Raw genomic sequence first — 26,212 nt, forward strand, 5'->3', positions numbered from 1 at the left:
TAAGAGAGGAAGGAGGAAGGGGAGACATTGTTACATCCCAAATCTAAGTGGAAGAAAGTATCAGTAAGCAATGGGGAGTATTCTTTGTTGGCAGATGAACTTTCTTTACACCCCTTGATTGCTCGAATTTTAATTGGCAGAGGTTTGAGAAAGAAAGAAGAAATTAAACGTTTTTTAGAGCCATCACTCGATCATTTACATGATCCCTTTCTTTTGCATGATATGGCTAAGGCAGTAGACAGAATTCGTTTGGCTCTCCAAAATCAAGAACGAATACGGATATATGGTGATTACGATGTGGATGGTGTATCCAGTACTAGTTTGTTGGTGCACGTCTTTCACTATCTAGGAGCAAATGTAGATTACTATGTTCCTGACCGTTTTCGCGAGGGATATGGATTACATCAAGCAGCAATTCAGCTGGCAAAGGATCAAGATATTGGATTAATGATCACAGTGGATACAGGCATCAGTGCAGTAGAGCAAGCCTTGTTTGCGAAATCGATTGGATTAGATCTTATCATAACAGATCATCATGAGCCTTCCGCAACTATTCCAGATGCCTTAGCTGTGATTAATCCGAAAAAACCCGTTTGTACCTATCCAGATAAACAACTAGCAGGAGTCGGTGTAGCAGCAAAGCTGGCAACCGCATTACTAGGCGAAGTTCCAACCAAATGGTTAGATTTGGTTGCATTGGGAACGATAGCAGATCTTGTACCATTAAAAGGGGAAAATCGTGTCTTTGCTTCATTTGGTCTAGCCTGTATGAATCAGCGGAAAAATATCGGACTGACAGAGTTAATGGATGTCTCAGGTATTGATAAAAAAGCGAATGAAGGTCATGTTGGATTTTCGATAGGACCACGTATTAATGCGATTGGCAGGCTTTCATCGGCAAGTGAAGCAGTAGAATTGTTAATAACAGACGATAAATCGCAAGCAAAACGATTGGCAATGTTATTAAATGAGAAAAATATTGAACGTCAAGCTCTTGTGGATACAGCAACAACCGAAGCCATGGCTCAAGTACAGGCAGATGCAGACCTCCATCGAAAAGTGATAGTGGTATACAAAGAAGATTGGAATTTAGGTGTAGTAGGAATTGTTGCATCTAGACTAGTAGAGTCTTTCTATCGACCAACCATTGTCTTAGGGAAAGATGAGAAAACAGGTCTAATCAAGGGATCGGCTAGAAGTATCCCAGGTTTTCACTTGCACAAAGCATTAACAGAAGTAAATTCATTGCTTTCCACTTACGGTGGGCATGAAATGGCCGCTGGAATGTCGTTATCGGAAGAACATCTGTTGACTTTTCATGAAAAGCTAACAGAGCTTGCCGAAGAATGGCTTTCTAGTGAAGACTACATTAAGCAGACTTGGATCGAAGAAAAAATATCATTGGCTGATGCCAATACCCATTTGATTGATTCCTTGCAACAATTAGCACCATATGGCATGGGCAATCCTGTTCCTCTTTTCCAAATTGAGGAATCGGAGGCTGTGAAAATAGACTGGATGGGTGGGCAATCCAATCATCTTAAACTTCATTTGAAAGATGTTGAGGGAAATAGGCTAGAGGCTATTCGATTTCGATGTAGTGAATTGGCAGACCAATTGACTGTAGGTGCAAATACGAAATTAGTCGGGGAGCTTCAAGTAAATGAGTGGAATGGTCGGAGAAAAGCTCAAATCCTAATACGTGATTTAGCCATAAATCATTTGCAAATATTCGATTGGCGTACCAATCGCAAAGAAGAACGAATTGCAGAATTTGCTGGAAATCCTGTCTTATGTATTTCTTCCAATAAAGTGAGGTATACAAATTTAGAAGAAGGACAGATCTATACTTGGGATGAATCCATCCCATCGGATTTGCCTTTTGCTCATGTTGCTCTATTAGATGCACCACCGTCTGTGTTACGTTTTAAAGCTGTTATGAAACAGTTATCCAATATAGAGCGGATCTATGTATGTTTTGGTGATGAAGATGTCTCTTATCGACTTCCCAATGTGCCTGATCGTGAAAAATGTAAACTATTGTATCAAACTTTATGGACAAAGAGATCAACTAAACTACCAATGCAAGCAAGTGTAGATGCTCTAAGTAAGCGATTGGGTTTATCTGGCCGAGTAGTTCGTTTCTTAATGGATGTATTTCACGAGCTTCAATTTATTCAGATTATGGAAGATGAAATTAATATATTTGCAAATCCAGTGAAACGAGATTTATCTGAATCAAAAATTTATCAACAAGGAATAGACCAATCAGAAGTACTGCAAACACTTATCTATTCTTCCTATCGTGAATTAAGTAAAACAATTAAAGGGGCATAATTTTATGAACTTAAAGGATACCATTCGAGTCATTCCGGATTTTCCACAAGCTGGTATTCGCTTTAAAGACATTACTACATTGCTTAAAAATGGTCCAGCATATCAATCCATGATCAATCAATTGGTAGATATCTACAAAGAGAAAGAAATTGATCTCATCGTTGGACCAGAGGCAAGAGGATTTGTTATTGCTGCTCCATTAGCATATGCACTAGGTGTTGGGTTTGTACCTGTACGCAAACCGAAGAAACTACCATTTGAAACCATCGAAGTAACCTATGATTTGGAGTATGGACAAGATTCGTTGGTTATGCATAGAGATGCTATCCAACCTGGACAGAAAGTACTTATTGCTGATGATTTGTTGGCTACAGGAGGAACCATTGCTGCCACTCTAGAGTTGGCAAAACAATTGGAAGCTGAAATTATCGGTGCAGCCTTTCTTATTGAGTTAACCTATTTGAATGGAAGAGAAAAACTAGGTGAGCTTGATGTTACTTCGCTGGTCCAATATTAAAACAAACCCCAAGAATAGTAAATTATTCTTGGGGTTTTGTGCTTGTAAATGATAGAAAACGATAAATTATATACCTTGTAGTAGTATCTTTAAGTAAATAGAACAGAAATCGCCATCCTCCCCTCTGATACATAGTTCATGATGATATAGGAAATAGTAAATCAAAGAATGTTGAAAACGATGTAAAAGTAGATATTTTGTTCGGAGGTAGAACCAGATGGCAAAAGTTTTATATATCACGGCAAATCCTAAACCAGTTGCCGAATCATTTAGTTTACGTACAGGTAAGGCTTTTTTAGAAGAATATCAAAGTAGTAATCCAAATGACGATGTGGCACATCTTGATCTTTATAACATGGATATTCCTATGATTGATGCAGATGTATTTAGTGGTTGGGGTAAATTGGCAAAGGGAGAGGATCTCTCTTCAGAAGAAAAAGCAAAAGTAGAGCGGATCGCAGAGCTTACAGATGAATTTGTTACTGCTGATAAATATATATTTGTAACCCCTTTTTGGAATTTCTTTTTTCCACCAAAATTAAAAGCGTATATTGATGCGATTTGTATTGCAGGTAAAACATTTAAATATACCGAAAACGGCCCTGTTGGATTGCTGGGGGGTAAACGAGTAGTGCACATTCAAGCACGAGGTGGTTTTTATTCTGAAGGCCCTACTAAGGAGCTGGAATTTGGCGATCGTTACCTTCGAACAGTATTAAATTTCTTAGGAATTACAGATATTCAAACCGTCGTATCGGAAGGTATGGCTTTTGATCCAAGCAAAGCAGAAGGAATTGTAGCAAAAGCAATTGAAAGAGCAAGAGAAGTTGCAAAGGACTTTTCTAAGTAGAAAGTTCATTCTTAAAACTTGTTGAAAATCAGTCGACCGGCTAGTTTCTTGCGAACTAGCCGGTCGTTTTGTATTGATGTAGAGCTAGAAGTCTACTTCTGCACAGACTTCGATAATCCGTGAAATCGCTTGGATCTGAACGTCGGAATCAACGAACGGTTTTGTCTCTTTTGTCTTTTCGAAGATCAGATCCGCTTGTTCTCGGGTAAATGGGATGTGGACAAACGTAATACCTGCCTTATGATTGAGTTGGTTGCTGATATGCAAGGCAGCGTAAAGGGCTGCGTTGCATCCATGGCCGCCAGCATCCGTTGAGTGACGGATTTCGACGGAGAGAGACTCATCCTCTCGCAGCTTACAACAAATCCTGCAGAGGGGAAGCAGTGTCCTATAGGAAGATGCCCCCTCTTCCAGCAGTTTGTTTTCACTGTTCTGAGGGACTACAAAGGAGGAATACCTTTCCACGTAGCGGTTATGTGCTCTCTCTTCGAGATAGATTGCATCTGCACTCAGTCGAGTACCGGCGATCAGTACAATCTCGGGTCGATGATTCTCCATTTCCTGATGAATCAGAGAATATACCTCTTGGAAGGTCCCATCTCCTGACAGTTCGATGCAGCGAAAATCGTACAGACCAGCATTCCTCAGAGGGATGGTTGCTTTTTCCATTGCCTCAAAGGCAAGGTTCCTCAGGTAATTTCTTTCTCCGGAGAAGTATCCGCCATATCCCATCACCAAGATGCGCTTTGCAGACACGAGTTCTTACCTTTCTTTTTGACACGTGTATTTGGAATATCTGCTGTGCATAGTAGCAGATATAGGTATTATTTTATCATATTTAGAATCATGTGAAGATTTCATTTTCATCACTAATCTCGTTTCTTTGTACTATGATCTCGGTTTCGTGAAAAATAAAAAAGTACAACCTATTGGATTGTACTTTTTTATTTTTGTTGAGATAAAATGAGTAAAAGAAGTAGAATAATAAAAACAATCATTACGATAAAATCTTGTTCGTTGGAAAAGGGATGAAAGTTTTCAAACATGGGTAATTTTATTTCAGGGAAACCCCAGTCTACTTCACGAAAATCATCAACTGTTTTGCTAAAAAAGTCCATTTCATACTCCCTTCGACAAACTTCTACTATTAAATAGTAGAAAAAAGCATAAGTATTTGCAACTTTCTTTGAGATGGAGCTGAGAATATGATTATATATTCCAATGATAAAAATAGATGTTATACACAAGATGATTTAGCCAGAAGACAATCTACCTTTACATCTCCTTTGGAAACACGAGATCCATTTGAACGTGATTATGGACGAATTGTACATAGTGCCTCTTTTCGCAGACTGCAAGCAAAGACACAAGTAATTGGTTCGGAAGCAGGGGACTTACACCGGACAAGACTTACCCATTCCATGGAGGCAGCTCAAATTGCTCGTAGTATTGTTATATTTTTAAATACGAATGATCCAAAACTAGGGAATGATTATTCTCTTGATGTATCGCTACTAGAAGCAGCAGCCTTGGCTCATGATTTGGGACATCCTCCATTTGGTCATCATGGAGAACAAGCACTGCATGATTGTATGTATTCTTATGGTGGATTTGAAGGAAATGCACAGACGTTTCGTATCTTATCTCGAATTGAAGGGGATAAAGTTGTTGGGCTAAATCTAACACGTGCTCTTCTTTACTCTATCGTAAAATATCCCATTATACTCGATGATGCGATAGGAACGAATTCAGATAAATCCATACCACCAAAAGCAAATATTTATAAATCTGATGAAGAAGCATTTAATTGGATGATGGATCCTCTGTCACAAGATGAAAAGAAATATTATATGGGTTGGAAACCGACTGCTGAAGGATTTCAAAAAACGATAAGAAAAGCATGGGAATGTTCTTTGCTTGAACTTGCAGATGATATTGCCTATGTGACTCATGATGTAGAAGATGCCATTAATCTTGGTTTTATACATTCATCCAAACTACTTGAAGTGTTATCTTCTTTTCCCGAGTTTCAAAAACATTTTTTACGAACGGATCATTTTAAATACGATTTAAAACAACTGATATCTGCACTGATTTCTTATTTTGTGTTTGGAGTGGAACTCAAAGAAAACAACATAACCACTGAGTCTCCAAGGTTAAAATATAAAGTCGTACTGATGTCAGAGAGATTTGAGCTACTGACACTTCTGAAAAAGTTAGTAATTGATGAAGTGGTATACTCCCAAACAGTCCAGACGATGGCATGGAAAGGACGATTTGTGATCAAACAATTATTTGAAGCGATGATGAACGAACCGAATTTACTTCCCGTTAATGATCGTTCTACCATTCGAGCTGGTATATCAACCACAGATAAGGCACGAGTAGTGTGTGATTACATTGCTGGGATGACGGATTCGTATGCCATGAAAGTGTACCAACAATTATTTGGTAGAGGAGATTCGGCCAGCTTTATTCCACATTTTTAGGCTAAACTCCTGCTTGATGAAGGGATGAAATAGATGGTATTATTTGGTGGTTGATAGGGATATGGAGAAGGGGTGCTTTGCATGAATGAATTACACGAAATTATTCGTGTTCTCTTGGAAAGCGTAGATAGACGCTATGAAATGTTGGAAGATCGATACAGTATTCGAACTCGTGAGATGGAGAAAAGAATGGATCACATAGAGAACCAATATGAAGAGGAATTTTATCGTCTAAACCAAGAGATACGGTATCTTCAAGAAAGAATTCATGATGTGGAAACCCAATTGCTGTTTGTGCAAAACAGCGAAAATCTACCAAATTCAAATCGAAAAAGATATTAATGTTAGGTCAAGGTGAGATCTGGGATGTACCCAGTGATCTCACTTTTTATTTTTATTCCGACTTATCAAGTTGGTTTTGTTGACTTTAAATCCTCATTATGTATAATAATATTAGTTTAGAACATGCTTTATTAATAAAGTTTAAGAGGAGTCATAGTATGATGAAACGTCTGATATGGATTGCTTCTTATCTACTCGTATTTTCTTTTTTAGTTGGATGTAGTGTTGGTACAACCAATGATACATACACAAAAGTCAAAGAAAGTGGCGTATTGCTTGTTGGGACAGAAGGAACTTATAAACCATTTAGTTATCATGATGAAAAAACCAATAAGCTTACTGGATTTGACGTGGAAGTTGCTCGTGAAGTAGGGAAACGATTGGGGTTAAAAGTAGAGTTTAAAGAAATTCCTTGGGATGGTATGCTTACTAGCCTTTCCTCACGTAAAATTGATATGGTTGCAAACCAGGTTGGGATTAAACCTGAGCGACAAAAGAAATTTGATTTTTCTTCTCCCTATACGATTTCTTACGCTCAAATTGTCGTGAAAAATGATAATAAGACGGTCACATCTTTGAAAGATGTGAAAGGAAAAAAGGCAGGGCAAACTACCACTAGTAACTATGGGAAAATGGCTCAAGATGCAGGGGCAACCATCGTACCTTATGAAGATATGATGAGTGCGATGCGTGATGTGGCAGCTGGTAGAATTGATCTGAGTATGAATGATCGATTAGCAATTGCAGAAATGATGAAAAAAACCAAGCTTCCATTGAAAACAGTGGGGGAACAAGTAGAGAAATCTTCCTCAGCGCTTGCTTTTCCAAAAGAAAGCAAAAAGTTAGTAGATGAAGTAAACAAAGCGCTTGAAGATATGAAAAAAGACGGTACACTTGCGAAAATCTCTATTAAATATTTTGGGATAGATGCATCGAAATAAAGATGAAAGAGGAAAAGTAGCTTAGAGATATTAAGCTACTTTTCCGTTTACTTGTAACGAAGATAGAGAAGAATAGACAAAGAGAATAGTACCTAGAGGAGAAGAAATATTGGATGCGATTCAATGGGAAAATTTATTTGATATCCAGTTAGCCAAAGGTTCTGCTTGGTTTGTTTTTCAAGGATTGAAATATACGATCATCATCACGTTGATTACCATGATTGTTGGGTTAATACTTGGACTGGTTATTGCTTTGATGCGTATGTCTTCTTCGAAGATACTAAGGTATCCAGCAAGAATGTATATTTCGATCATTCGTGGAACGCCATTGTTGGTGCAATTATTTATTTTGTATTTTGGATTGCCCGTGATCGGGTTGAATTTGAGTCCATTTCTTGCTGCAATTATTGGATTATCTTTGAATGTAGGAGGATATTCCGCAGAAAATTTTCGTGGAGCACTTTTATCTATACCCAAAGGTCAATGGGAAGCGGCATATTCTATTAATATGACATATGGCCAAGCATTGCGAAGGATTATTATGCCGCAAGCATTGCGTGTGGCTTTACCAACACTTGCAAATACATTGCTCAGTTTGGTGAAAGATACATCTTTGCTCTCTATGATCACTGTACCAGAGATGTTATACCAAGCTAAAATCATAGGCGGAAGAGAGTTTGATTATTTGACGATGTATATTTTGGTTGCCTTTTTTTACTGGATTGTATGTACGATTCTTGCATGGGTTCAAGATCGCTTAGAAGATCAGTATGGAAAGTTTGCAAAATAAGGGGGGCAGAGTATGATACAAGTTACCAATTTGGTCAAACGTTTTGGTGATCAAGTCGTTTTACAGGGGATAGATGTGCAAGTAGACCGAGGCGAAGTATTAGCAATTATTGGACCGAGTGGTTCTGGGAAATCTACCTTTTTGCGATGTTTAAACTTACTGGAAAAGCCAACATCGGGTACGATTCAACTTCAAAACTCTGTCCTTACTTTTCAAGAAAAGAAGAAAATACCAAATAGGGAGATGAGGCAGTTAAGAGGAAAAACAGGGATGGTATTTCAAAGTTTCCATCTCTTTCCGCACATGACTGTACGACAAAATGTAATGGAAGGACCTATTCAGGTCAAAGGGATAAGTGCAAGTAAAGCGAAATCGTTAGCAGATGTATTACTAAAGCAAGTCGGTTTGCATGATAAAAGAAATGCATACCCTGATCAACTATCAGGAGGACAACAGCAACGAGTTGCTATTGCTCGTGCTCTTGCTATGGAGCCTGAAGTGCTTCTTTTGGATGAACCTACGTCTGCGCTTGATCCAGAGTTAGTAGGAGAAGTGTTAACAACGATTAGACAATTAGCAACTGGACAGCAAACGATGATTATTGTAACACACGAACTTGCTTTTGCACGAGAAGTTGCGGATCGCATCATTTTTATCGATGAGGGACAAATAGTAGAGGAAGGGAAACCATCGGAACTTTTTGAAAGACCCCAGAAAGAACGCACAAAGCAGTTTTTGGAAAGATTTACCCAGTTGTAAGATTCGAATGAAATTTGTATACTATTTATAATTGCAAGATCTGAAAGGATCAGAATGGTAAAAGAAGAGATTTCACCTAACACTTCCAAGGATCGTGGCTCCCTGTGGGGAAGTATCCTTGCGGTAGGAGTCCTCCTCGGAGTGGTGGTGATTATGCTCGCCCAGATTCCTCTGGGAGTCGGGTTTACCATCCTTCTCTGTCTGGTTCTTGCTGCATTCGCAGTGTGGTATGGCGTAGCCCACACCCATCTGCGTAAGCCGCAGAACTAAGACAGAGGCTCGGACATCCGTCCGGGCCGCAGTATATAAGGATCGTTAGATCATTTGGATAGAGAAAAGGCTAAGCTTTTAAGCTTAGCCTTTTTGTTCATTCGTTTGTTGTTCCATATAAAAAAAACCAGCAGAAATTAGTTTTACTTCTATCCGAGGGTGATACTGCCAAATACATTCACGCTGTCGAGCTGTTTTCGCTGCTTTTTGTTCGTCTGTCTGTTTCTCTTCAATCGGAAAAAAAGCGGTTACTTGATTTAGTTCATCTCGTAATCTCTTATCAGCCTCTTCTGCCCATTGATGGTCTTCCTCTGTCAATTCTTCTGTTAGGACATATTCCAATTCTCCAACTGCTTCTTGAATGCTCATACGTGGACTAAATGTATATCTTCGTTCTGGCAATTTATGTGTCCATTTATATGTTTGGAGCACATCACCAAAATCCTTCTTTATTTCGCCAGATTGGAGATTGATACCCAACGAAACGATCCGGTCCATTTTTTGATCACAAACATAAGAGATCAGATAATGTACAGATACCCAAGGAGTATAACCTTTGGATAAAGAAGAAAATTGAGTCCACCGAGCTGGTTCCTGATAAAGCCGTACGTATTTACCTTGATTTTGTGCCGATTGTAAAAGTTGACGAAATCGAGGAGAACCATAAAATAAATACTCTGCTCGTTTTCCTTCAGGAGGGTTTTCAGGATCGAATACAAAACAAAGTTGTACCGGATTAGCAGGCAAATTCATTTTTTCTACGTACATCCAGTAAAAGGGACGATTAACCAAATCCTTGTCTGCCTCAATGGATAATTGCGTATGTAAAAAAGAAGGGGCAGATTCGATAATATGACAATTGTTGGCTTGTAAATATCGTTCCGTGAATTCACGTAGGACTACTTGGTCCACAATAACTCCTCTTTTCTAGTTTGTTCTTTCAAATGTTTTTCTTTCGCATGTTGGAATTTATCACCGATTTGCCCCAGTTGATTTCGCATTTCTTCTTCTGTCTCACTCGATACCATAATATCCATCAGGTTCTTTTCCAAAGAATGGTCTTTTTCCAATCCTTCGAGAATGGTTTCTAACTCTCCGATCACAGACTCAAATAAAGCAATTTTTTCATGGAGTAGCCAAATAATATGTTCTTCAATTGTTCCTTCAGTTGCAAAGTTATATATATGTACATCGTTTTTTTGTCCCAATCGATGTACTCTGCCAATTCGTTGCTCGACGCGCATTGGATTCCAAGGCATGTCGTAGTTAATAATATGGTGGCAAAACTGAAGGTTAATTCCTTCTCCTCCAGCTTCTGTGGCAATCATTACTTGAGCTCGTTTTTGGAAAAGTTCCATCATCCAATCTTTCTTGTTTCGATTAAATCCACCTCGGTAGGGAACAGCTTGGATTCCTTTTGCTGCCAGTGCTCGAATTAACATTTCTTGTGTAGCTCGATACTCCGTAAATAAGATGACTTTGTCTGGAATACTCTCAATTAATTTAACAGCGGCTTCTGCTTTAGAAGAGGTAGTGACAGCTCGTAATAGTTGTATCAAGTGTTGAACCTCTGGTGGAACCGTGCTCTCCTCTTCATTTCCTTTTTTAAACAATTTGAATAACGTTAAAAATACCGCATCTCGGCTACTGCATACTTCTTTTTGTAATACCAATAACGAAAGCATGCTTTTCAGGTCTGCGGCTGTTTGATAGCGATCACGAACGAAACTACTCACACCGTCATAGAGCGCTTTTTCTTCTGATGTGAGTTGTATTGGAATAGTTTGGACGATTCGTTCTGTCAGTGGGAGATTGCTTTCTTTTCGACGATTGCGTATCAAAACTTGACTGATTTCCTGCCTCAACTGTTCTTCGTTTTTCGCCATTCTCTTGCCTGCTACATAATCCTTATTAAAACGGGATTCATTGCCAAGTTGACCAGGTTTTAAGAGTGATACTAGATTGTAGAGTTCTTCCATTTCGTTTTGAACAGGTGTGGCAGTTAGCAATAGGCAGTATTTTTTTTGCATTTCACTGATGAATAGCCAATTTTTTGTGCGTCTATTTTTTAGTTTGTGCGCTTCGTCCACAATCAAAAGATCATAGGGTTGATTTAAGACGATTTCGCGATGTGGATCGCGTTTTGCGGTATCCATAGAAGCTACAACAATATCGTACTTATCCCACATCCATGCTTTTTTCTGAGCAACAGCGGGAATTTGAAATTTTTGATTTAGTTCTCTTGTCCATTGCAAGACAAGGGAAGAAGGAACCAGAATCAATACTTTTTGTACCAAACCGCGTATGAGATACTCTTTTAAAATGAGCCCAGCTTCAATTGTTTTTCCTAATCCAACTTCATCTGCGAGAATTGCACGGCCTCTCATTTCTTGGATGACGCGTTTGGTCACATCAATTTGATGGGGGAGTGGTTCAATACCTTGAAGTTGTCCAAGACAAAGAAGAGTGTCAAAAGAAGGCACTGCAGATATTTCTGCTGCTTCAATCGCAAGTTGAAATCGATCCCAGTTAGCCCACCCTGCATCTGTTTCGACCTTATCTTGAAAGAGGGATAACCACTCTCGATGAAAACGAATCGGAGGTGTATTCATTTTTCTCCTCCATATAGATAAATGTAGTTTGTTACTTATGTAGTATGAGTTGATATTTGGTAAATAATGCATGATTCATGAATATAGGAAGGAAAAATGGATGTTCATACAAAGAAAAAGCAAACTGACTTGCGGTTATGATATCTGGGGTGCAGTTCAATTTAAAAAAGGGATAAGAAGTGAAAAAAAGGATGTTAGTAGTTGCTCTAAATGCCTAAAAATAGAAATGAAAAGCAAAAAGACGTACTATCTTTTAAATAAAGCATGCAAATGATCGGATTTTATGGCAAAATGAAGGTGACAGATACATACAATTTGACGGTTGATGACGAGAGGAGAGACCACACACCATCATAGGTGGTAGTTGGCGCCGAAGGAGCAAACCTGTATAAGGTGAATCTCTCAGGCAAAAGGAGGCTCGTTGGACGTCACTCTGGAGAGTGCTTTGTAAAAAGCCACCAAAGGGGCAGGTTCACCAATTAGAACCGAACTCTCAGGTATCAAGGACAGAGAAATTCTTTTTAAAAAGGGATTTCTCTGTCCTTTTTGTGTAGAAGATATGGAGGTGCGAGATGACAACATTAAAACGAACACCGCTTTATTCTGTGTATGAAAAAGAAGCAAAACTAGTTCCATTTGGCGGATGGGAGATGCCTGTTCAATTTTCTAGTATCAAAGAAGAACATGAAGCAGTACGAACACGAGCAGGTTTATTTGACGTCTCTCATATGGGGGAAGTGGAGGTTAGTGGGCCTGATGCTAAAAAGTTTGTAAATAAAGTTATAACAAATGATATTTCCAAACTAACGGTTGGTCAGGCACAATATGCTTTGTTCTGTTATCCTGATGGTGGAACAGTAGATGATCTATTAGTTTATCAGATTAAAGAAAATGGATTCTTGCTTGTTATCAATGCATCTAATATAGAAAAAGATATAGACTGGCTAAAAAGTCAGATTCAAGAAGAGCAAGTGGAATTGATCGATCGATCATCGGAAACGGCGCTTCTAGCGTTACAAGGCCCCTTTGCAGAAGACATTTTACAGCGTTGCACAACGTTTGATCTTGCGATCCTCTCTCCGTTTCAGTTTGCGATGAACATAGATATTTGCGGAATCCGAACTTTGGTTTCTCGTTCCGGATATACAGGAGAAGATGGATTTGAATTGTATGTTAATGCAACAGAAGCAATTGCATTGTGGGAGAAATTATTAGAGGCTGGTGAAGAATATCAGTTGATTCCTTGTGGTCTTGGTGCGAGAGATACTTTGCGATTGGAAGCAGCACTTCCACTCTATGGTCAAGAACTTTCCGCTGAAATATCTCCACTAGAAGCTGGTTTGGGATTTGCAGTGAAATTAAATAAAGGTGAATTTATTGGATCTGAGTCTTTGTCTATCCAAAAAGAAGAAGGTGTAAAGCGTAAAAAAGTAGGATTGGAGATGATCGAGCGTGGAATACCGCGCAGTCATTATCCTGTGTACGTAGAAAATCAATTAATTGGTGAAGTTACTTCAGGTACCCAATCTCCAATGACCAAACGCAATATTGGTCTGGCTTTAATTGATCCCACTTATGCACAGATAGATCAAGAACTCGAAGTAGAAATTAGAGGGAAACGAGTCAAAGCAAAAGTTGTACCAACACCTTTTTACAGGAGGGTAAGAGGATGAAACAACGTTATCTACCAATGACTGAGAAAGATCGATCCGAAATGCTAACAACAATAGGGGTAGATACAGTAGAAGAATTATTCAGCGAGATCCCATCTGAAGTTCGATTTGAAGGGGAAATGAATCTGCCAGCTCCTATGGCAGAATCGAATTTGGTGCGTCATATGCGGAAATTGGCAGGAAAAAATGTGTCAACCGATACGCATGCCTCTTTCCTAGGTGCTGGAGTATACGACCATCATATTCCTAGTGTAGTAGGTCATGTTATTTCTCGTTCTGAGTTTTACACTGCATATACTCCGTACCAACCGGAAATCAGCCAAGGAGAACTCCAAGCTATTTTTGAATTTCAGACCATGATTGCAGAATTAACAGGTATGGATGTGGCCAATTCCTCTATGTATGATGGTCCAACAGCGTTAGCAGAAGCAGCTAATCTTGCTTCTGGAGTTACGAAAAGGAAACAAATCCTTATCTCTCGTGCGGTACATCCAGAAGCAAGAGAGATACTTGCTACAAGTTCACATGGGTTAGGATTGGAAGTAGTAGAGATCCCTTATGAGAACGGAATAACAGATGTAAAAGCTTTATCAGAAGCAGTAAGTTCTGAGACAGCAGCTGTTATTGTTCAATCTCCAAATTTCTTTGGACATCTGGAAGATCTAGATGCAATAGCAACACTTACACATGCAAACAAAGGGTTGTTTGTAGTAAGCAGTAATCCCATTTCCCTAGGGATGTTAAAGCCTCCTGGTAAGTTTGGTGCAGATATTGTGGTTGGAGATGCACAACCACTTGGCATACCAGCGTCGTATGGCGGACCCCATTGCGGATATTTTGCCACAACAAAAGCGTTAATGCGTCGAATACCAGGGAGAATCGTTGGAGAAACCGTAGATGAAGAGGGGAATCGAGGTTTCGTTCTAACTCTGCAAGCAAGGGAACAACATATTCGCCGGGATAAAGCAACCTCCAATATTTGTTCCAATCAAGCTTTAAATGCCCTTGCAGCGTCGGTTTATGTCAGTTCGATGGGGAAAGAAGGAATGCAAGAGGTAGCGAGGCAGAATTTCCATAAGGCACACTATGCAAAACAAGAGTTGAGCAAGATTGATGGGGTAGAAGTTGTTTTCACTACACCTTTTTATAATGAGTTTGTGATTTGTATCTCCAAACCTATTTCTGAAATCAATCATAAGTTGCTGCAATATGGCATTATTGGAGGATATGAACTAGAAGTGGCTTATCCTGAACTAGCTAATCATATGCTGATTGCAGTGACAGAAGAGCGTACAAAAGAGGATATAGCAACATTATGTCGCGCACTGGAGGAGTTACTAGTATGAATGCACATAAATCCCTCATTTTTGAATTGAGTCGTACAGGACGGATTGCTCATAGTTTACCAGTATTAGATGTTCCTGAAGTAGAAGAACTTCCAAAAGAGTATATGCGAGTAGAAGCAGCTGAACTTCCCGAAGTATCCGAACTCGATTTAATGCGTCACTACACGGAACTATCTCGTAGAAATCATGGTGTAGATAACGGATTTTATCCTCTTGGTTCTTGTACGATGAAGTATAATCCAAAAGTGCACGAAGACGTTGCAAGATTATCCGGTTTTGCTAAGATCCATCCTTACCAATCAGTAGAAACAGTACAAGGTGCACTGCAATTATTGTATGAACTACAAAACGACCTCGCAGAGATAACCGGAATGGATGGAGTGACTCTTCAATCAGCAGCTGGAGCACAAGGGGAATGGACAGGGCTCATGATGATCAAAGCCTATCATCAAAGTCAGGGAGAAGGACAGAGAAACAAAGTAATTGTTCCTGATTCTGCTCATGGGACCAATCCAGCTAGTGCAACAGTTGCTGGATTTGAAACAATTACCATTCCTTCCAATGATAAGGGACTTGTTGATGTCGCGGCGTTAAAAGAAGTACTAGGTGAAGATACTGCTGCGTTAATGTTGACAAATCCAAATACATTGGGATTATTTGAAGAAGAGATTGTTGAAATTGCAAATCTCGTACATCAAGCAGGAGGATTGCTTTATTATGACGGAGCAAATGCCAATGCTATTTTAGGGATCGCAAGACCTGGTGACATGGGTTTCGATGTAGTACACCTTAATTTGCATAAAACCTTTACTACACCACATGGTGGAGGCGGACCTGGAGCAGGCCCAGTTGGTGTAAAAAAAGAATTGGTACCATTTTTACCAAAACCTCTTGCAGCCAAAAGAGAAGATGGAACCTATTATCTTGAGTCTGATCTTCCAAATTCCATTGGTAGAGTCAAAGGTTTTTATGGTAACTTTGGCATCTTAGTAAGAGCTTTTGCTTATATTCGCACGATGGGTGCAGAGGGACTTCGTCAAGTATCCGAAAATGCCGTACTCAATGCAAATTACATGAAAGCAAGGCTCAAGGATTATTATGAGTTACCTTTCGATCAGGCATGTAAGCATGAATTTGTCCTTTCTGGCAATCGTCAAAAAAAATCAGGTGTACGCACGTTGGATATAGCGAAGCGCCTATTAGATTTTGGCGTTCATCCTCCTACGATCTATTTCCCGCTCATAGTGGAAGAATGTTTGATGATTGAACCTACGGAGACAGAGAGTAAAGAGACATTGGATCATTTTATCGACACCATGATTCAAATTGCCAAAGAAGCAGAAGAAACACCAGAGGTAGTACAAGAAGCACCACACCATACATTAGTAAAACGTTTGGATGAAGTATTAGCTGCTCGTAAACCAAAGCTACGATGGACAAAGGAATAATAACAAAAACAGCCGGGATTATTCCGGCTGTTTTTTCAGTTGAATAGAAGGAAAAAATAAAGTGGAGAAAAAAGTAAGAACTGCAAAAATACCGACGCCCCAAAATACTGTATGTAGAGCTGTTTGTAGTCCATTCTGAAGAAGGTGAAGAGCTTCATTGCTCAGTTGCCCTTTTTTGATGGGATCAAGTAAAATATTTGCTGCATCAATCGAAGAAAGTTTTAAATTACTTGCATGATGTTGTCCTAAGTAATTTTTCAGTTGAAGATTGAGAACTCCTCCAAGAATGGCTGTCCCTAATGTAGTACCTACGGATCGCATAAACATACTAGAAGCGGTTGCTACACCTCTTGTTTCCCATCCAACGCTACTTTGGATAGAAATGGTAAAAGTAGAGGTGGCAAAACCCATCCCCACACCAATGACAAATGAACCTATTCCGGCCCAAATAGGACCTTTCATTGGATCGAGGGTAATAAAAAAGATAGAACCAAGAATAAGGAAAATACCACCTAGGATAGCAGTGTAACGAAAGCCGATTTTAGGAAATAATTTTGCTGTGGCACTTGCGGCTATTGGCCATCCTACAGACATTGCGGTTAACGCAAATCCTGCAACAAGTGCAGATGAACCCATAATTCCTTGGACGTAAGTAGGTAGAAAACTAGCCAATCCGATCATCGATGCACCAGCTAATAGTGTTGATATATTGGAAACCGCGATAAGCTTATTTTTCCATAAGGATAGTGGCATCATTGGAGAACTAGCGATGGTTTCCCATTTGAGAAAAAGCACCATCGTAATGGCAAAGACTACAAATAAAGAGATCGTAGGAAATGAGGTCCAACCCCAATTGGAGCCACCTTCAATCAAAATCAGCATTAAAGCGGAAACGGAAATCGAGAATAAGCTCGCACCAAGGTAATCGATTGATGGTTTCTTTTTCTCCACTTGCTCATGTAAGTACATGTTAATTCCAATTAAACTTGCGATACCAAGTGGAATATTGACCCAAAATACCCATGCCCAACTGACATACTGGACGATTAATCCACCTGCAAGTGGCCCGATTACAGAAGAAATCCCCCAAACACTAGATAAGTAACCTTGTATTTTGGAACGTTCTTCAAGAGAATATAAATCTCCTACTAGTGTGGTAGCAATTGGCATGACAGCTCCTGCTCCTATACCTTGAATAAAACGATAAAAGATAAGGAGTCCCATCGATGTTGCCATTCCACATAGCAATGATCCAATTAAAAATATAATCGTACCAATTAAAAAAATGGGTTTTCTTCCGAAAATATCAGATAGTTTACCGTAAATTGGAGTAGTGACAGATTGCATCAATAAAAAAGAAGAAAATACCCAACTATAAGCGGAGAAATTTCCTAATTCTGCTACGATTTCGGGTACAGCAGTAGCTACGATGGTCGATTCAATCGATATCATAAACATCGTTATGAGCAGAAAAACAAAAACGTGTGTTCGTTTTGTTTTTGTTGTGTTTGCGGATAGTGTTTCCGTTGGTGTGTAGGAAGTCATGATTTTTGTAACCTCGTTTCTTTCGTCGCAACATAGAAAATTAGACTTTAGATGAATTCTTATACAGTAATGATATAACATTTCGTGTTACTAAGAAACGATTTTCGATCAAGACGAGGATATTGTTTTTTGAAGAAGAATTTCCTCTGAAATAATAAAAATCAGGAGGTGTAGGCTGATTTTAACTTAAACCCAATTGGAAATAACAATTAAACTATTTGTGACTAAAAAACTACAAGCCCACCAGATGCAAGTAAGATCATGGGGCAATTGGCGGAAGCGTATTTAGAAAAAGGATCAGACTTGCAAGAGGGTTGAAACCCTCCCTCGTCTGACGCACCGAGAATACCCATATTTTTGGAAGATGGAGGTATTCTCGGTGCAAAAATGATAAAAAAACGTTTCGATTATTGGAACCATAATCGAAACGTTTTTTCTTTCACTAGCGGCTGATTATTCGTTTCCTAGGTATGCGCCAAACATCCAACTATGTTTTTCTATTTTTGTTAAGATACCTGTTAATAAATCAGCAGTTGGATCATCATTTGCTTCATTTGCCAATTGTATTCCGTCACGAAGTTCATTCGTTATTTGTTCAAAGTCATTTACGATTTGCTGAACCATCTGTTCGGATCTTTCGTTTCCACTAGCTTCTTGGAGGCTAGTATTAGCTAAAATATCCGGAAAAGTAGCTACAGGTTTTCCTCCGATTGCCAGAAGTCTTTCTGCTAATTCATCCAAAGTGCTATCCGCTTCGTGGTATAATTCCTCAAATTTCTGATGAAGTTCAAAAAAGGTATTCCCTTGCACATACCAATGATAATTATGAAATTTGGTATAGAGAAGACTCCAGTTTGCCACTTGTTTATTGAGTGCTTCTTGTAAAGATGGATTCATTTGTATAGGCTCCTTCCTGTATAGTATTTTATGTATGCCCACTTTTATAACACCTAATTCTCCAGAGGATTAGGAACTTATTCTTATTTTTTGATATACTGTGATCTAGAAAAAGGAGTAGAAATGAGTATGAAATGGAGATATATTTCCTATGAAGTAGGCAATCCTGATTGGAATATGGCAGTGGATGAAGCGATCTTACTTGCACATAGTAAAGATTTGGTTCCACCTACTATCCGTTTTTATGGTTGGAATCCTGCAACTTTGAGTATCGGGTATTTTCAACATGCGAAAAAACATATAGATCATGAAACAAGAAAAGAAAAAAACCTTGGATTTGTTCGAAGGCTCACTGGTGGAAGAGCGGTTTTCCATGATCAAGAACTTACCTATAGTGTAATCGTTTCTGAAAAGTATAATTTGGTTTCATCTTCAGTTAAAGGGACTTATCGCAAAATCAACCAAGCTTTGGAGCTTGGTGTAAATCATATGATGTTAAAAGTGGATGATACAAATTCTTCTATTCAGACAAACATATCCTCCGCCGCCTGTTTCGATGCTCCTGGTTCAGAGGAATTTTTGATACAAGGAAGAAAGGTTATCGGTAGTGCACAGACAAGACAACATGGTGTTTTGTTACAACATGGGAGTATATTGATCGACTTTCATTGGCAAGATTTTTATGATATTTTTTCCTTTCCGTCAGAACAAAGTCAAAAAAGTTTTGAAGAAAACTTGGGGACTTTATCGCAGTTGTGCGGAAGGCGGGTCACTATCGGTGAGGTAATCCATGCTATGCTATCCGGTTTTGAAAAGGGACTAGCTATTTCATTAGAGGAACAAAAGCTTACTCCTTATGAATGGAATCTTGCCAAGGAACTAGCAGAAACAAAATATAGTACAAGTGCGTGGAATGAGAAAAGATAGGGAATTGCTTCAATCCTGTGATACATTCCTGTTTTGACACTCCACATGGCTGAAGCCAAGGGATTCTTGGGACGGTAGTCTAATGACTACTTCATTACCAAGCTAGCTCCGTGTGTCCCACGGTTGAACAGAGTTTTGTTGCTTTCGTCATAGCATAGACTTACTGCTTGGTTTTCGCATTTCAGTCTAGCCATTTTTCGGTACGCATAGCATTTTACGTGCAAAACGATTGGTTTACACAACCCTATATCCTATCCACTTTTCAAAGAGCAACTGTCGATAGTTTAACAACAGAATGTATGTTTGTAAAGTGTTTTTTTGAAAAATTTGCCAGACTTGTGAGAGGTAGAAACCTCCCTCGTTTGACGCTCGCTTTCATCCCACGATTCAAACCGTGGGTTTTCCACTTGCAAGACTATAATGAAGATAAGTATAGAAGGGAATGGGTAATCGAGTGGCCATTTTTGCAATAAGTGACCTCCATCTTTCTTTTAATAAACCTGTACATATTGACCAAATAGATCCGGAAAATGATATAACAAAACCAATGGAGTTATTTGGCTGGGAAAAACACTATGATCGAATCCGTGATAGCTGGAGGAAAAGTATTACGAATAGCGATACGGTACTTATCCCAGGCGATATTAGTTGGGCATTAAAGCAAAAAGATGCTTTACATGATTTAGAGTGGTTGTCTCAGCTGCCTGGTCATAAAGTGTTATCTCCAGGTAATCATGAGTATTACTATCATAGCAAAAACAAAATTAGAAATATTCTTCCTGCGGACATGGAATGGCTTGATGCTGATTTTACCATTGTAGAAGGGAAATTAATTTGCGCGACAAGAGGTTGGACGTTGCCAACTGATCGTTATTTTGTGGAAGAGGATGATCGGAAAATATATGATCGTCAAGTTGGAAGACTACGTCTTGCATTGGAGACAGCAGTAGCAAGGCATTCTTACAAGGAAATCATCGTAATGCTTCACTATCCACCTATTAATAAAAATAGTACCACTTCTGGATTTTGGGAATTGATGAAGCAGTATGAAGTGAAATATTGTATTTATGGTCATTTGCATGGTAAGTCTATTTTTGATGCAATAGAAGGAAAAATTAATGGGATCGAATTGAAACTAGTATCTTGTGATGCTTTGCATTTTTCCCCCATACAGATAATGTCGTAAATGCCTGTTGCGTAAAACAGGCTTGATTTGTATTTCGCCCCAATCACTCCATACCGCCTTTGCATAAAGTAGTAGATCAGAGGAATGGGAGGAGTTTTTGATGGCTTGTACCAATACAAATATTATTGTTAATGGCGGTTTTCGAACAGGGCTAGCACCTTGGACGGGAACTAATGTGAAAATAGTAAAGAACCCTGTATATAAAAATGATTCTTCTGCGCTATTACGAACTGGAAGTGTACTCAAACAAAGGCAAGCTCTTACCATCCAAAAAGGCTGTGCTTATTATTTGTATTTTCGGCTACTGAATGTGACTCCAAGCGGTTTGAATGCGAATTTATTTGCAACAGTTAGTTATTTGGATAATCACGGGAATATTATACGGTCTACACCACTACAAATTATCCTGCCACGGGCAAAAAAGCTCGCATTTAAATCTTATTTTAATATTGTTCCTCCCCCACCAGCTCAGACAAGGTCTGTTTCTGTTGTCTTCTCGAGTGTAAAAGGTACTGTATTTGTAGATTATATTCGGCTTGCTGCTCATACTGTATAAGAAATGGTTTTAAATACACATGATTTTGAAAATGTTTGATTTTTACGTAGTTAGCAAATGGATGTAAATATTTCGCCTTACGATCTGTTCATGAATTGTGTTAAAATAGTATTTGCTATTTATTAAACATGTCTCAGGGGGTTTTGCTTACATGCCAACGCCTAGCATGGAAGACTATCTGGAAAATATTTATAAATTAATTGATCAAAAAGGTTACGCCCGTGTTTCCGATATCGCAGAAGCGTTGGAAGTGCATCCCTCATCGGTGACCAAAATGGTGCAAAAATTGGACCAAAATCAGTATTTGGTCTACGAAAAATATAGAGGTTTGATGCTTACTGCAAAAGGGAAAAAAATGGGTAAGCGTTTGGTTCGTCGACATGAATTATTAGAACAATTCCTTCGATTAATTGGTGTAAAAGAAGAATTTGTATATGATGATGTGGAAGGTATAGAGCATCATCTCAGTTGGAATTCCATTACGTGTATCGAAAATTTAGTTGAAGTGATAGAAAAGAATGGAACAATAAAACAACAATTAAAAATCACATCCGAAACTGATGATTATGAGGATCTGGAAGATCTTAAATCTCAGGAGAAAACAATCCCCTAGATAATTTTATTCTAGGGGATTGTTTTCTACATATATTGGTACAAAGGCTTGGAGGTGTAATGGATGTGGGCAGATGCAGTTTTTGAGGGTGGTGGGGTCAAAGGTATCGGCCTTGTTGGTGCATTATGTGTGGCAGAAGAAAAGGGTTATCGCTGGAAAAGGGTAGCAGGAACATCTGCAGGAGCAATACTGGCAGCACTTCTTGCTGCTGGTTACTCAGGTCAAGAACTATATGAAATCATGATCCAGAAGAACTTTGCTGATTTTTTGGCTCCAACTTGGTATGATTATATTCCATTCCTTGGACCTGGCGCCCGTCTTTGGTTTAAAAAGGGACTTCATCCAACAAATCGATTGGAAAAATGGTTGGAACACTTATTAGCACAAAAAGGTGTAAAGACGTTTAAAGATTTAGAGTCAAAAGAGACAAAGCTTCATGTTATTGTTTCCGATATCACACTGGAAAACCTTCTCGTATTTCCTCAAGATTTAGCTGTTTATGGACATGATCCTTCCTGTTTTTCAGTAGCCAAAGCAGTAAGAATGAGTTGCAGTATTCCTTTCTTTTTTGAACCAGCCCGATTGGAAAACAACCAAATTAACAAGAGTTGTTATTTGGTCGATGGTGCGGTTCTGAGCAATTATCCTATTTGGTTGTTCGATTCAAATAACCCGGAATGGCCAACATTTGGTTTTCGATTAACTTCTGATGATCCTCCAACAGGACATAATATCGATAGTCCTGTCAGTATGTTTAAAGCTCTTTTTGAAACAATGATGGATGCTCATGATAATCGGAATATTCGGGAACAAGATCAAGTAAGAACGATAACTGTACCATCATTAAATGTTAAAATAACTGATTTTTCCATCGATATGAAAAAACGTGAAGCTTTGTTTCAATCAGGAGTAAAAGCAGCAGAGGACTTTTTTACCAAATTTACTTTCTCTGGATATTTGGAAATGCGAAGTAAGATGGATTTATCAAATAATAAAAATAAACGAAGATTTATTGGTTAATAAAGAAAGAAAAGTCTAAGTTCATTGGAAGAGAACTTGGACTTTTTTTGTTGCTTATTTGCTATTTTTTTCAGAAACAAGGGATGCAATTTTGTCAAATGCCTTGGATTCATTGGAACTAGATACCATTTGAATACCCATTTCTTGAATACGTTTGTATGCTTCATCCAGTTTTGCTTGTAAGGTGCCATTTACTTGCAAAGAAGCTTCGAGTTGCGTTTTCAAGTTATCTCTTTCTGATTCAAGAATACGTTTATCTGCTTCTACTTCTTTCTTCATTGCTGATTCGCGAATAGCGAGAACTCTCTTAATCTCAGCACTTGCTTTTGCATCTGCTTCAGCTTTAACTTCTGCAAGTTTAGCAGGGAAAGCTTCTATTTCTGCATCCAATTTGTCGATTTTCTCTTCCCGTTTTTCAATTTCTACTTGTCGTTCATCCAATGATTTATTATACACTGTTAGTTCTGCGTTTTTATTATCTAATTCCAATTGAAACTCTTTTCTTTTTGCAGTCAGTTCGTCTTCCAATTTATCATTCTCTAATTTTATCCTTCTTGCAGCATTATAAATAAATTCATCATCGTCTCGTTTTTGCTTTTGTTGCAACTCTTTCGCTTGTTCTTTGATTAATACGTGATATTCTTCATTTTTGGTTTTGATTAAAGTTTCAATATTATCTAGTGTTGTTGTAGCTTCTTCTTTTGCTTCTTTTAACTCTTTTTCTTGTGCTAATTTTAGTTCTTGATGTGCATCTACAAGAGCGGCTAATGTATTGGCTTGTTTTTCAATTCCAAATAAATCTTTTAACTCTGTTTCTTTTAATGCGATGGCATCTTTAATTGTTTGAAGATTGCTTGCTTCTGTCGAAATATCTTCTCCTATTTTACCGAGAATTTGATTGATGGATTTGGAAAGATCCGTGATTTTGTCTTCCATACTTACTTCTACCATCGTATCTGCTTTTTTTATCGTTTCTGTGGCTTTCTTTTGTGTCGTTTCTTGTTCCGCTTTTAGTTTCCCTTTTTCTAACTCGCCTATTGTTTTTTCTGCTAGACGTAATGCACTAAGTATTGTAGCTTTTGTATCTTTTTCGGTGATTTTCGCCATGGTGTCTCTCCTTATTGCAAAAATGGAATCATATGTACGCATTTAATTTTAGTACAAACATTCGTAAAAGTCAATTTGGTATTCGTTGAATTGGTGATGAAATTGTTAACAAATAAAAGGAAAACACCCATAGAAGAGTATTAATCTCTTTTATGGGTGTTTTTTTACCCTAACTGCTTTTTTTCTTTCCGTCTATTACTCGAAATGGATATTTTTTTCGTTTTTTCCCTTTTGATGCTACTTTTGTTTTTCTACTTTGATTTGTGAGATTCGTGAGCCATTTTGGTGGGAACTTATATAAATAAAATATTGCTCCGACGAATGCGAGAAATACAAGTGTAGGGATGGGATTTTGAACTAGTTTTGTCAAGAGTGCAATACCAATAAACGAAAATATAATCCATGTAGCCACTTTTTGTGAGGTTTCTCTTTTCATGGATCTTTTCACCCTTTCGCTTAGGTTTGAACAGATTCTTTCACAGTCGAGGAGGATTGGTTTTTAGTGATATAGGCTTCATCTAATTGGCGCATACGTTGAAAGGCTGCAATTGCTACTTCTACTTGTTCATCATCTGGTTCTCGAGTAGTTAATTTTTGTAACCAGAGTCCTGGATATCCAAGATATTGCAGGATAGGAATATCACGAGCGGCATTCGTTAATTTTAATACTTCAAACGAGAGGCCAATCACGACTGGTAACAAAAGCAATCTAGTTAAGACACGATCCCAGACAGAATCATATGTGAAGAAAGAATATACTATTACCCCAACAATGACTGTGAAAATCATAAAACTACTGCCGCAACGGTAATGTAAAGTCGAGTACTTCTGTACATTTTTAACCGTTAATTCTTCTAAGTTTTCATATGCACTAATTACTTTATGTTCTGCTCCGTGATATTGGAAAACGCGTTTCATGATAGGTGTTCTAGATATTCCCCACAAGTAACTGAGGAGCAAGATTGTTTTAATCCCGCCTTCAATCAAATTTTGTAAGATCATATTTTTAATATAGGGGTCGAAAATCCAACTTGCTAAGGCAGCCGGTAGTACAGTGAAAATAACTTTTCCTATAATGAGAGATAATACACCAATGATCGCCACCCCGATCATCATTTCAAGTTTTCCTGTTTTCTTTGTTTCTACTTTCTTTGCTGTAGTTCCTTCTTCTTCATCTTGTTCATACAATTCAGTAGCATATTGAAGATGTTTGGCACCACTGGCGCTAGCCTCAATCAAAGAGACTAAGCCTCTAAGAAGAGGGATTTTTTTAAGGGTATTGACCCATGGAATTTGTTTTTTTTCTAATTCGAGTGTTTCTATTTCACCATTCTTACGTCGAACTGCTGTAACTTGGGTATTTCGTCCCCCAAACATAACGCCTTCGATGACGGCTTGTCCGCCATAAGGGACAACGTTTTCAGGCATAGATGCACCACCTTAATATTTCCTGCAATTTAAGTTTCTCCTATTGTACCATATTTATCTAAACCCATAGTCGAAACAACAATATGATAAGATATGGAAGAGACAAGGAGGGGAATGAATGCCAAGTATCTTGGTTTTGCATGGTCCTAATTTAAACACACTAGGAAAGAGAGAACCTGAACACTATGGTTCGGAAACACTAGATGATGTGAATAATCGTTTAATGGAAAAAGGGGAAAAATGGGGTTGTCATGTGGATACTTTCCAATCTAACATAGAAGGGGAATTGATAAATCAAATCCACGCGTCGATGGGTAAATATGATGCTATTATTATGAATCCAGGAGCCTACACTCATTATAGTTATGCTATTTTTGATGCTATACAAGCTGTTTCGGTACCTGTAATTGAAGTACACATATCAAATGTCCATACTCGAGAACCTTTTCGTCATACATCTGTTATAGCGCCAGCATGTAAGGGGCAGATCGTTGGTTTTGGTACAAAAAGCTATGATCTAGCATTGGAAGCGGTGCGAGAGTGGATAGAAGGAGTCTAG

The 26,212-nt window shown here is 38.5% G+C and carries 26 protein-coding genes and 1 riboswitch; of the genes, 17 read left to right on the forward strand and 9 right to left on the reverse strand.

From position 1 onward, the window contains the following. Nucleotides 1–27 precede the first annotated feature (27 nt). The 3 genes from recJ (at nt 28) to A3GQ_RS0101725 (ending at nt 3,704) form a co-directional block, all read left to right on the forward strand. Complete coding sequence (gene recJ, locus A3GQ_RS23050; RefSeq protein WP_037463567.1) at nt 28–2,337, forward strand: single-stranded-DNA-specific exonuclease RecJ; 2,310 nt, start codon at nt 28–30, stop codon at nt 2,335–2,337. Between the two features lie 4 nt (nt 2,338–2,341). After that, nucleotides 2,342–2,854: an adenine phosphoribosyltransferase gene (locus A3GQ_RS0101720; RefSeq protein WP_028775583.1), complete on the forward strand. Its 513-nt coding sequence runs from the start codon at nt 2,342–2,344 to the stop codon at nt 2,852–2,854. A 217-nt stretch (nt 2,855–3,071) separates the two neighbouring features. Continuing rightward, nucleotides 3,072–3,704 (forward strand): FMN-dependent NADH-azoreductase, encoded by a 633-nt coding sequence (locus A3GQ_RS0101725; protein ID WP_028775584.1) that lies wholly within the window; start codon nt 3,072–3,074, stop codon nt 3,702–3,704. Between the two features lie 84 nt (nt 3,705–3,788). On the opposite strand, the gene A3GQ_RS0101730 is transcribed toward A3GQ_RS0101725, so the two are convergent. Further along, nucleotides 3,789–4,460 (reverse strand): pyroglutamyl-peptidase I family protein, encoded by a 672-nt coding sequence (locus A3GQ_RS0101730; protein WP_028775585.1) that lies wholly within the window; start codon nt 4,458–4,460, stop codon nt 3,789–3,791. 188 nt (nt 4,461–4,648) lie between these two features. After that, nucleotides 4,649–4,822 (reverse strand): hypothetical protein, encoded by a 174-nt coding sequence (locus tag A3GQ_RS26580; protein ID WP_156877499.1) that lies wholly within the window; start codon nt 4,820–4,822, stop codon nt 4,649–4,651. Between the two features lie 87 nt (nt 4,823–4,909). Here A3GQ_RS26580 and A3GQ_RS0101740 point away from each other — a divergent pair, with 87 nt between their 5' ends. From A3GQ_RS0101740 to A3GQ_RS0101760, 5 genes are all read left to right on the forward strand, one after another. Beyond that, a complete protein-coding gene (locus tag A3GQ_RS0101740) occupies nt 4,910–6,193 on the forward strand; it encodes an anti-phage deoxyguanosine triphosphatase (protein ID WP_028775587.1) in 1,284 nt (427 codons plus the stop codon). Between the two features lie 81 nt (nt 6,194–6,274). Continuing rightward, nucleotides 6,275–6,535, forward strand: a complete 261-nt coding sequence (locus tag A3GQ_RS0101745) for a hypothetical protein (protein ID WP_028775588.1) — start codon at nt 6,275–6,277, stop codon at nt 6,533–6,535. A gap of 158 nt (nt 6,536–6,693) precedes the next feature. Beyond that, the gene (locus tag A3GQ_RS0101750) at nt 6,694–7,476 is read left to right on the forward strand and encodes a transporter substrate-binding domain-containing protein (RefSeq protein ID WP_028775589.1); all 783 of its coding nucleotides are present in this window, start codon (nt 6,694–6,696) and stop codon (nt 7,474–7,476) included. Nucleotides 7,477–7,582: 106 nt separating this feature from the next. Beyond that, on the forward strand, nt 7,583–8,266 hold the full coding sequence (locus A3GQ_RS0101755; protein ID WP_028775590.1) for an amino acid ABC transporter permease: 684 nt from the start codon (nt 7,583–7,585) through the stop codon (nt 8,264–8,266). Nucleotides 8,267–8,278: 12 nt separating this feature from the next. After that, nucleotides 8,279–9,025, forward strand: coding sequence for an amino acid ABC transporter ATP-binding protein (locus tag A3GQ_RS0101760; protein WP_028775591.1), 747 nt, complete (start codon nt 8,279–8,281; stop codon nt 9,023–9,025). Nucleotides 9,026–9,379: 354 nt separating this feature from the next. Here the strand turns inward: A3GQ_RS0101760 and A3GQ_RS0101770 are convergent, their stop codons facing one another. After that, the gene (locus A3GQ_RS0101770; protein ID WP_028775593.1) at nt 9,380–10,207 is read right to left on the reverse strand and encodes a YqhG family protein; all 828 of its coding nucleotides are present in this window, start codon (nt 10,205–10,207) and stop codon (nt 9,380–9,382) included. Further along, nucleotides 10,195–11,907, reverse strand: coding sequence for a DEAD/DEAH box helicase (locus A3GQ_RS23055; protein ID WP_051271094.1), 1,713 nt, complete (start codon nt 11,905–11,907; stop codon nt 10,195–10,197). The genes A3GQ_RS0101770 and A3GQ_RS23055 overlap by 13 nt, the downstream gene beginning before the upstream one ends. 322 nt (nt 11,908–12,229) lie before the next feature. Beyond that, nucleotides 12,230–12,335: riboswitch (glycine riboswitch) on the forward strand. 144 nt (nt 12,336–12,479) lie between these two features. Here A3GQ_RS23055 and gcvT point away from each other — a divergent pair. From gcvT to gcvPB, 3 genes are read left to right on the forward strand one after another with little or no spacing between them, the layout of a single operon-like run. Next, nucleotides 12,480–13,580 carry a glycine cleavage system aminomethyltransferase GcvT gene (gcvT, locus tag A3GQ_RS0101785; protein WP_028775594.1) on the forward strand — a complete coding sequence of 367 codons (1,101 nt, stop codon included), beginning with the start codon at nt 12,480–12,482 and terminating at the stop codon, nt 13,578–13,580. Continuing rightward, complete coding sequence (gene gcvPA / locus A3GQ_RS0101790) at nt 13,577–14,926, forward strand: aminomethyl-transferring glycine dehydrogenase subunit GcvPA (RefSeq protein WP_028775595.1); 1,350 nt, start codon at nt 13,577–13,579, stop codon at nt 14,924–14,926. Before gcvT ends, gcvPA begins: the two co-directional genes overlap by 4 nt. Then, entirely contained in the window at nt 14,923–16,374 is a 1,452-nt protein-coding gene (gcvPB, locus tag A3GQ_RS0101795; protein ID WP_028775596.1) for an aminomethyl-transferring glycine dehydrogenase subunit GcvPB, read from the forward strand. Before gcvPA ends, gcvPB begins: the two co-directional genes overlap by 4 nt. A gap of 18 nt (nt 16,375–16,392) precedes the next feature. Here the strand turns inward: gcvPB and A3GQ_RS23065 are convergent, their stop codons facing one another. Both A3GQ_RS23065 and A3GQ_RS0101805 read right to left on the reverse strand, forming a co-directional pair. Further along, nucleotides 16,393–17,919: an MDR family MFS transporter gene (locus A3GQ_RS23065; protein ID WP_051271096.1), complete on the reverse strand. Its 1,527-nt coding sequence runs from the start codon at nt 17,917–17,919 to the stop codon at nt 16,393–16,395. Nucleotides 17,920–18,372: 453 nt separating this feature from the next. Further along, nucleotides 18,373–18,816 carry a Dps family protein gene (locus A3GQ_RS0101805; RefSeq protein WP_028775597.1) on the reverse strand — a complete coding sequence of 148 codons (444 nt, stop codon included), beginning with the start codon at nt 18,814–18,816 and terminating at the stop codon, nt 18,373–18,375. A 129-nt stretch (nt 18,817–18,945) separates the two neighbouring features. Here A3GQ_RS0101805 and A3GQ_RS0101810 point away from each other — a divergent pair, with 129 nt between their 5' ends. The 5 genes from A3GQ_RS0101810 to A3GQ_RS0101830 all read left to right on the forward strand — a co-directional run bounded on the left by A3GQ_RS0101810 (nt 18,946) and on the right by A3GQ_RS0101830 (nt 23,118). Then, on the forward strand, nt 18,946–19,743 hold the full coding sequence (locus tag A3GQ_RS0101810; protein WP_051271098.1) for a lipoate--protein ligase family protein: 798 nt from the start codon (nt 18,946–18,948) through the stop codon (nt 19,741–19,743). 442 nt (nt 19,744–20,185) lie between these two features. Continuing rightward, on the forward strand, nt 20,186–20,929 hold the full coding sequence (locus A3GQ_RS0101815; RefSeq protein ID WP_051271100.1) for a metallophosphoesterase: 744 nt from the start codon (nt 20,186–20,188) through the stop codon (nt 20,927–20,929). A gap of 100 nt (nt 20,930–21,029) precedes the next feature. Next, entirely contained in the window at nt 21,030–21,485 is a 456-nt protein-coding gene (locus tag A3GQ_RS0101820) for a hypothetical protein (RefSeq protein WP_028775600.1), read from the forward strand. Nucleotides 21,486–21,636: 151 nt separating this feature from the next. Beyond that, nucleotides 21,637–22,098: a transcriptional regulator MntR gene (mntR, locus tag A3GQ_RS0101825; protein ID WP_028775601.1), complete on the forward strand. Its 462-nt coding sequence runs from the start codon at nt 21,637–21,639 to the stop codon at nt 22,096–22,098. Between the two features lie 63 nt (nt 22,099–22,161). Continuing rightward, nucleotides 22,162–23,118, forward strand: a complete 957-nt coding sequence (locus A3GQ_RS0101830; RefSeq protein WP_028775602.1) for a patatin-like phospholipase family protein — start codon at nt 22,162–22,164, stop codon at nt 23,116–23,118. Between the two features lie 54 nt (nt 23,119–23,172). Here A3GQ_RS0101830 and A3GQ_RS0101835 read toward each other — a convergent pair whose 3' ends face one another. From A3GQ_RS0101835 to A3GQ_RS0101845, 3 genes are all read right to left on the reverse strand, one after another. Then, nucleotides 23,173–24,225, reverse strand: coding sequence for a hypothetical protein (locus A3GQ_RS0101835; RefSeq protein WP_028775603.1), 1,053 nt, complete (start codon nt 24,223–24,225; stop codon nt 23,173–23,175). A 169-nt stretch (nt 24,226–24,394) separates the two neighbouring features. Beyond that, nucleotides 24,395–24,661: a hypothetical protein gene (locus tag A3GQ_RS0101840; protein ID WP_028775604.1), complete on the reverse strand. Its 267-nt coding sequence runs from the start codon at nt 24,659–24,661 to the stop codon at nt 24,395–24,397. Nucleotides 24,662–24,681: 20 nt separating this feature from the next. Then, complete coding sequence (locus A3GQ_RS0101845; RefSeq protein WP_028775605.1) at nt 24,682–25,653, reverse strand: DUF1385 domain-containing protein; 972 nt, start codon at nt 25,651–25,653, stop codon at nt 24,682–24,684. 118 nt (nt 25,654–25,771) lie between these two features. Between A3GQ_RS0101845 and aroQ the strand changes: the two genes are divergently transcribed. Then, nucleotides 25,772–26,212: a type II 3-dehydroquinate dehydratase gene (gene aroQ, locus A3GQ_RS0101850; protein WP_028775606.1), complete on the forward strand. Its 441-nt coding sequence runs from the start codon at nt 25,772–25,774 to the stop codon at nt 26,210–26,212.

The sequence above is a fragment of the Shimazuella kribbensis DSM 45090 genome (assembly GCF_000428065.1).
GTDB classification, from domain to species: Bacteria; Bacillota; Bacilli; order Thermoactinomycetales; family Thermoactinomycetaceae; genus Shimazuella; species Shimazuella kribbensis.

What these genes read in the sequence shown, in the direction of transcription:
- gcvPA (WP_028775595.1), top strand. Translation starts at nt 13,577, where the DNA reads ATGAAACAACGTTATCTACCAATGACTGAGAAAGATCGATCCGAAATG.
- A3GQ_RS23065 (WP_051271096.1), bottom strand. Translation starts at nt 17,919, where the DNA reads ATGACTTCCTACACACCAACGGAAACACTATCCGCAAACACAACAAAA.
- A3GQ_RS0101810 (WP_051271098.1), top strand. Translation starts at nt 18,946, where the DNA reads ATGAAATGGAGATATATTTCCTATGAAGTAGGCAATCCTGATTGGAAT.
- mntR (WP_028775601.1), top strand. Translation starts at nt 21,637, where the DNA reads ATGCCAACGCCTAGCATGGAAGACTATCTGGAAAATATTTATAAATTA.
- A3GQ_RS0101805 (WP_028775597.1), bottom strand. Translation starts at nt 18,816, where the DNA reads ATGAATCCATCTTTACAAGAAGCACTCAATAAACAAGTGGCAAACTGG.
- gcvT (WP_028775594.1), top strand. Translation starts at nt 12,480, where the DNA reads ATGACAACATTAAAACGAACACCGCTTTATTCTGTGTATGAAAAAGAA.
- A3GQ_RS0101760 (WP_028775591.1), top strand. Translation starts at nt 8,279, where the DNA reads ATGATACAAGTTACCAATTTGGTCAAACGTTTTGGTGATCAAGTCGTT.
- A3GQ_RS23055 (WP_051271094.1), bottom strand. Translation starts at nt 11,907, where the DNA reads ATGAATACACCTCCGATTCGTTTTCATCGAGAGTGGTTATCCCTCTTT.
- gcvPB (WP_028775596.1), top strand. Translation starts at nt 14,923, where the DNA reads ATGAATGCACATAAATCCCTCATTTTTGAATTGAGTCGTACAGGACGG.
- A3GQ_RS26580 (WP_156877499.1), bottom strand. Translation starts at nt 4,822, where the DNA reads ATGGACTTTTTTAGCAAAACAGTTGATGATTTTCGTGAAGTAGACTGG.
- A3GQ_RS0101820 (WP_028775600.1), top strand. Translation starts at nt 21,030, where the DNA reads ATGGCTTGTACCAATACAAATATTATTGTTAATGGCGGTTTTCGAACA.
- aroQ (WP_028775606.1), top strand. Translation starts at nt 25,772, where the DNA reads ATGCCAAGTATCTTGGTTTTGCATGGTCCTAATTTAAACACACTAGGA.
- A3GQ_RS0101725 (WP_028775584.1), top strand. Translation starts at nt 3,072, where the DNA reads ATGGCAAAAGTTTTATATATCACGGCAAATCCTAAACCAGTTGCCGAA.
- A3GQ_RS0101840 (WP_028775604.1), bottom strand. Translation starts at nt 24,661, where the DNA reads ATGAAAAGAGAAACCTCACAAAAAGTGGCTACATGGATTATATTTTCG.
- A3GQ_RS0101720 (WP_028775583.1), top strand. Translation starts at nt 2,342, where the DNA reads ATGAACTTAAAGGATACCATTCGAGTCATTCCGGATTTTCCACAAGCT.
- A3GQ_RS0101830 (WP_028775602.1), top strand. Translation starts at nt 22,162, where the DNA reads ATGTGGGCAGATGCAGTTTTTGAGGGTGGTGGGGTCAAAGGTATCGGC.
- A3GQ_RS0101845 (WP_028775605.1), bottom strand. Translation starts at nt 25,653, where the DNA reads ATGCCTGAAAACGTTGTCCCTTATGGCGGACAAGCCGTCATCGAAGGC.
- A3GQ_RS0101835 (WP_028775603.1), bottom strand. Translation starts at nt 24,225, where the DNA reads ATGGCGAAAATCACCGAAAAAGATACAAAAGCTACAATACTTAGTGCA.
- A3GQ_RS0101740 (WP_028775587.1), top strand. Translation starts at nt 4,910, where the DNA reads ATGATTATATATTCCAATGATAAAAATAGATGTTATACACAAGATGAT.
- A3GQ_RS0101815 (WP_051271100.1), top strand. Translation starts at nt 20,186, where the DNA reads ATGGGTAATCGAGTGGCCATTTTTGCAATAAGTGACCTCCATCTTTCT.
- A3GQ_RS0101745 (WP_028775588.1), top strand. Translation starts at nt 6,275, where the DNA reads ATGAATGAATTACACGAAATTATTCGTGTTCTCTTGGAAAGCGTAGAT.
- A3GQ_RS0101750 (WP_028775589.1), top strand. Translation starts at nt 6,694, where the DNA reads ATGATGAAACGTCTGATATGGATTGCTTCTTATCTACTCGTATTTTCT.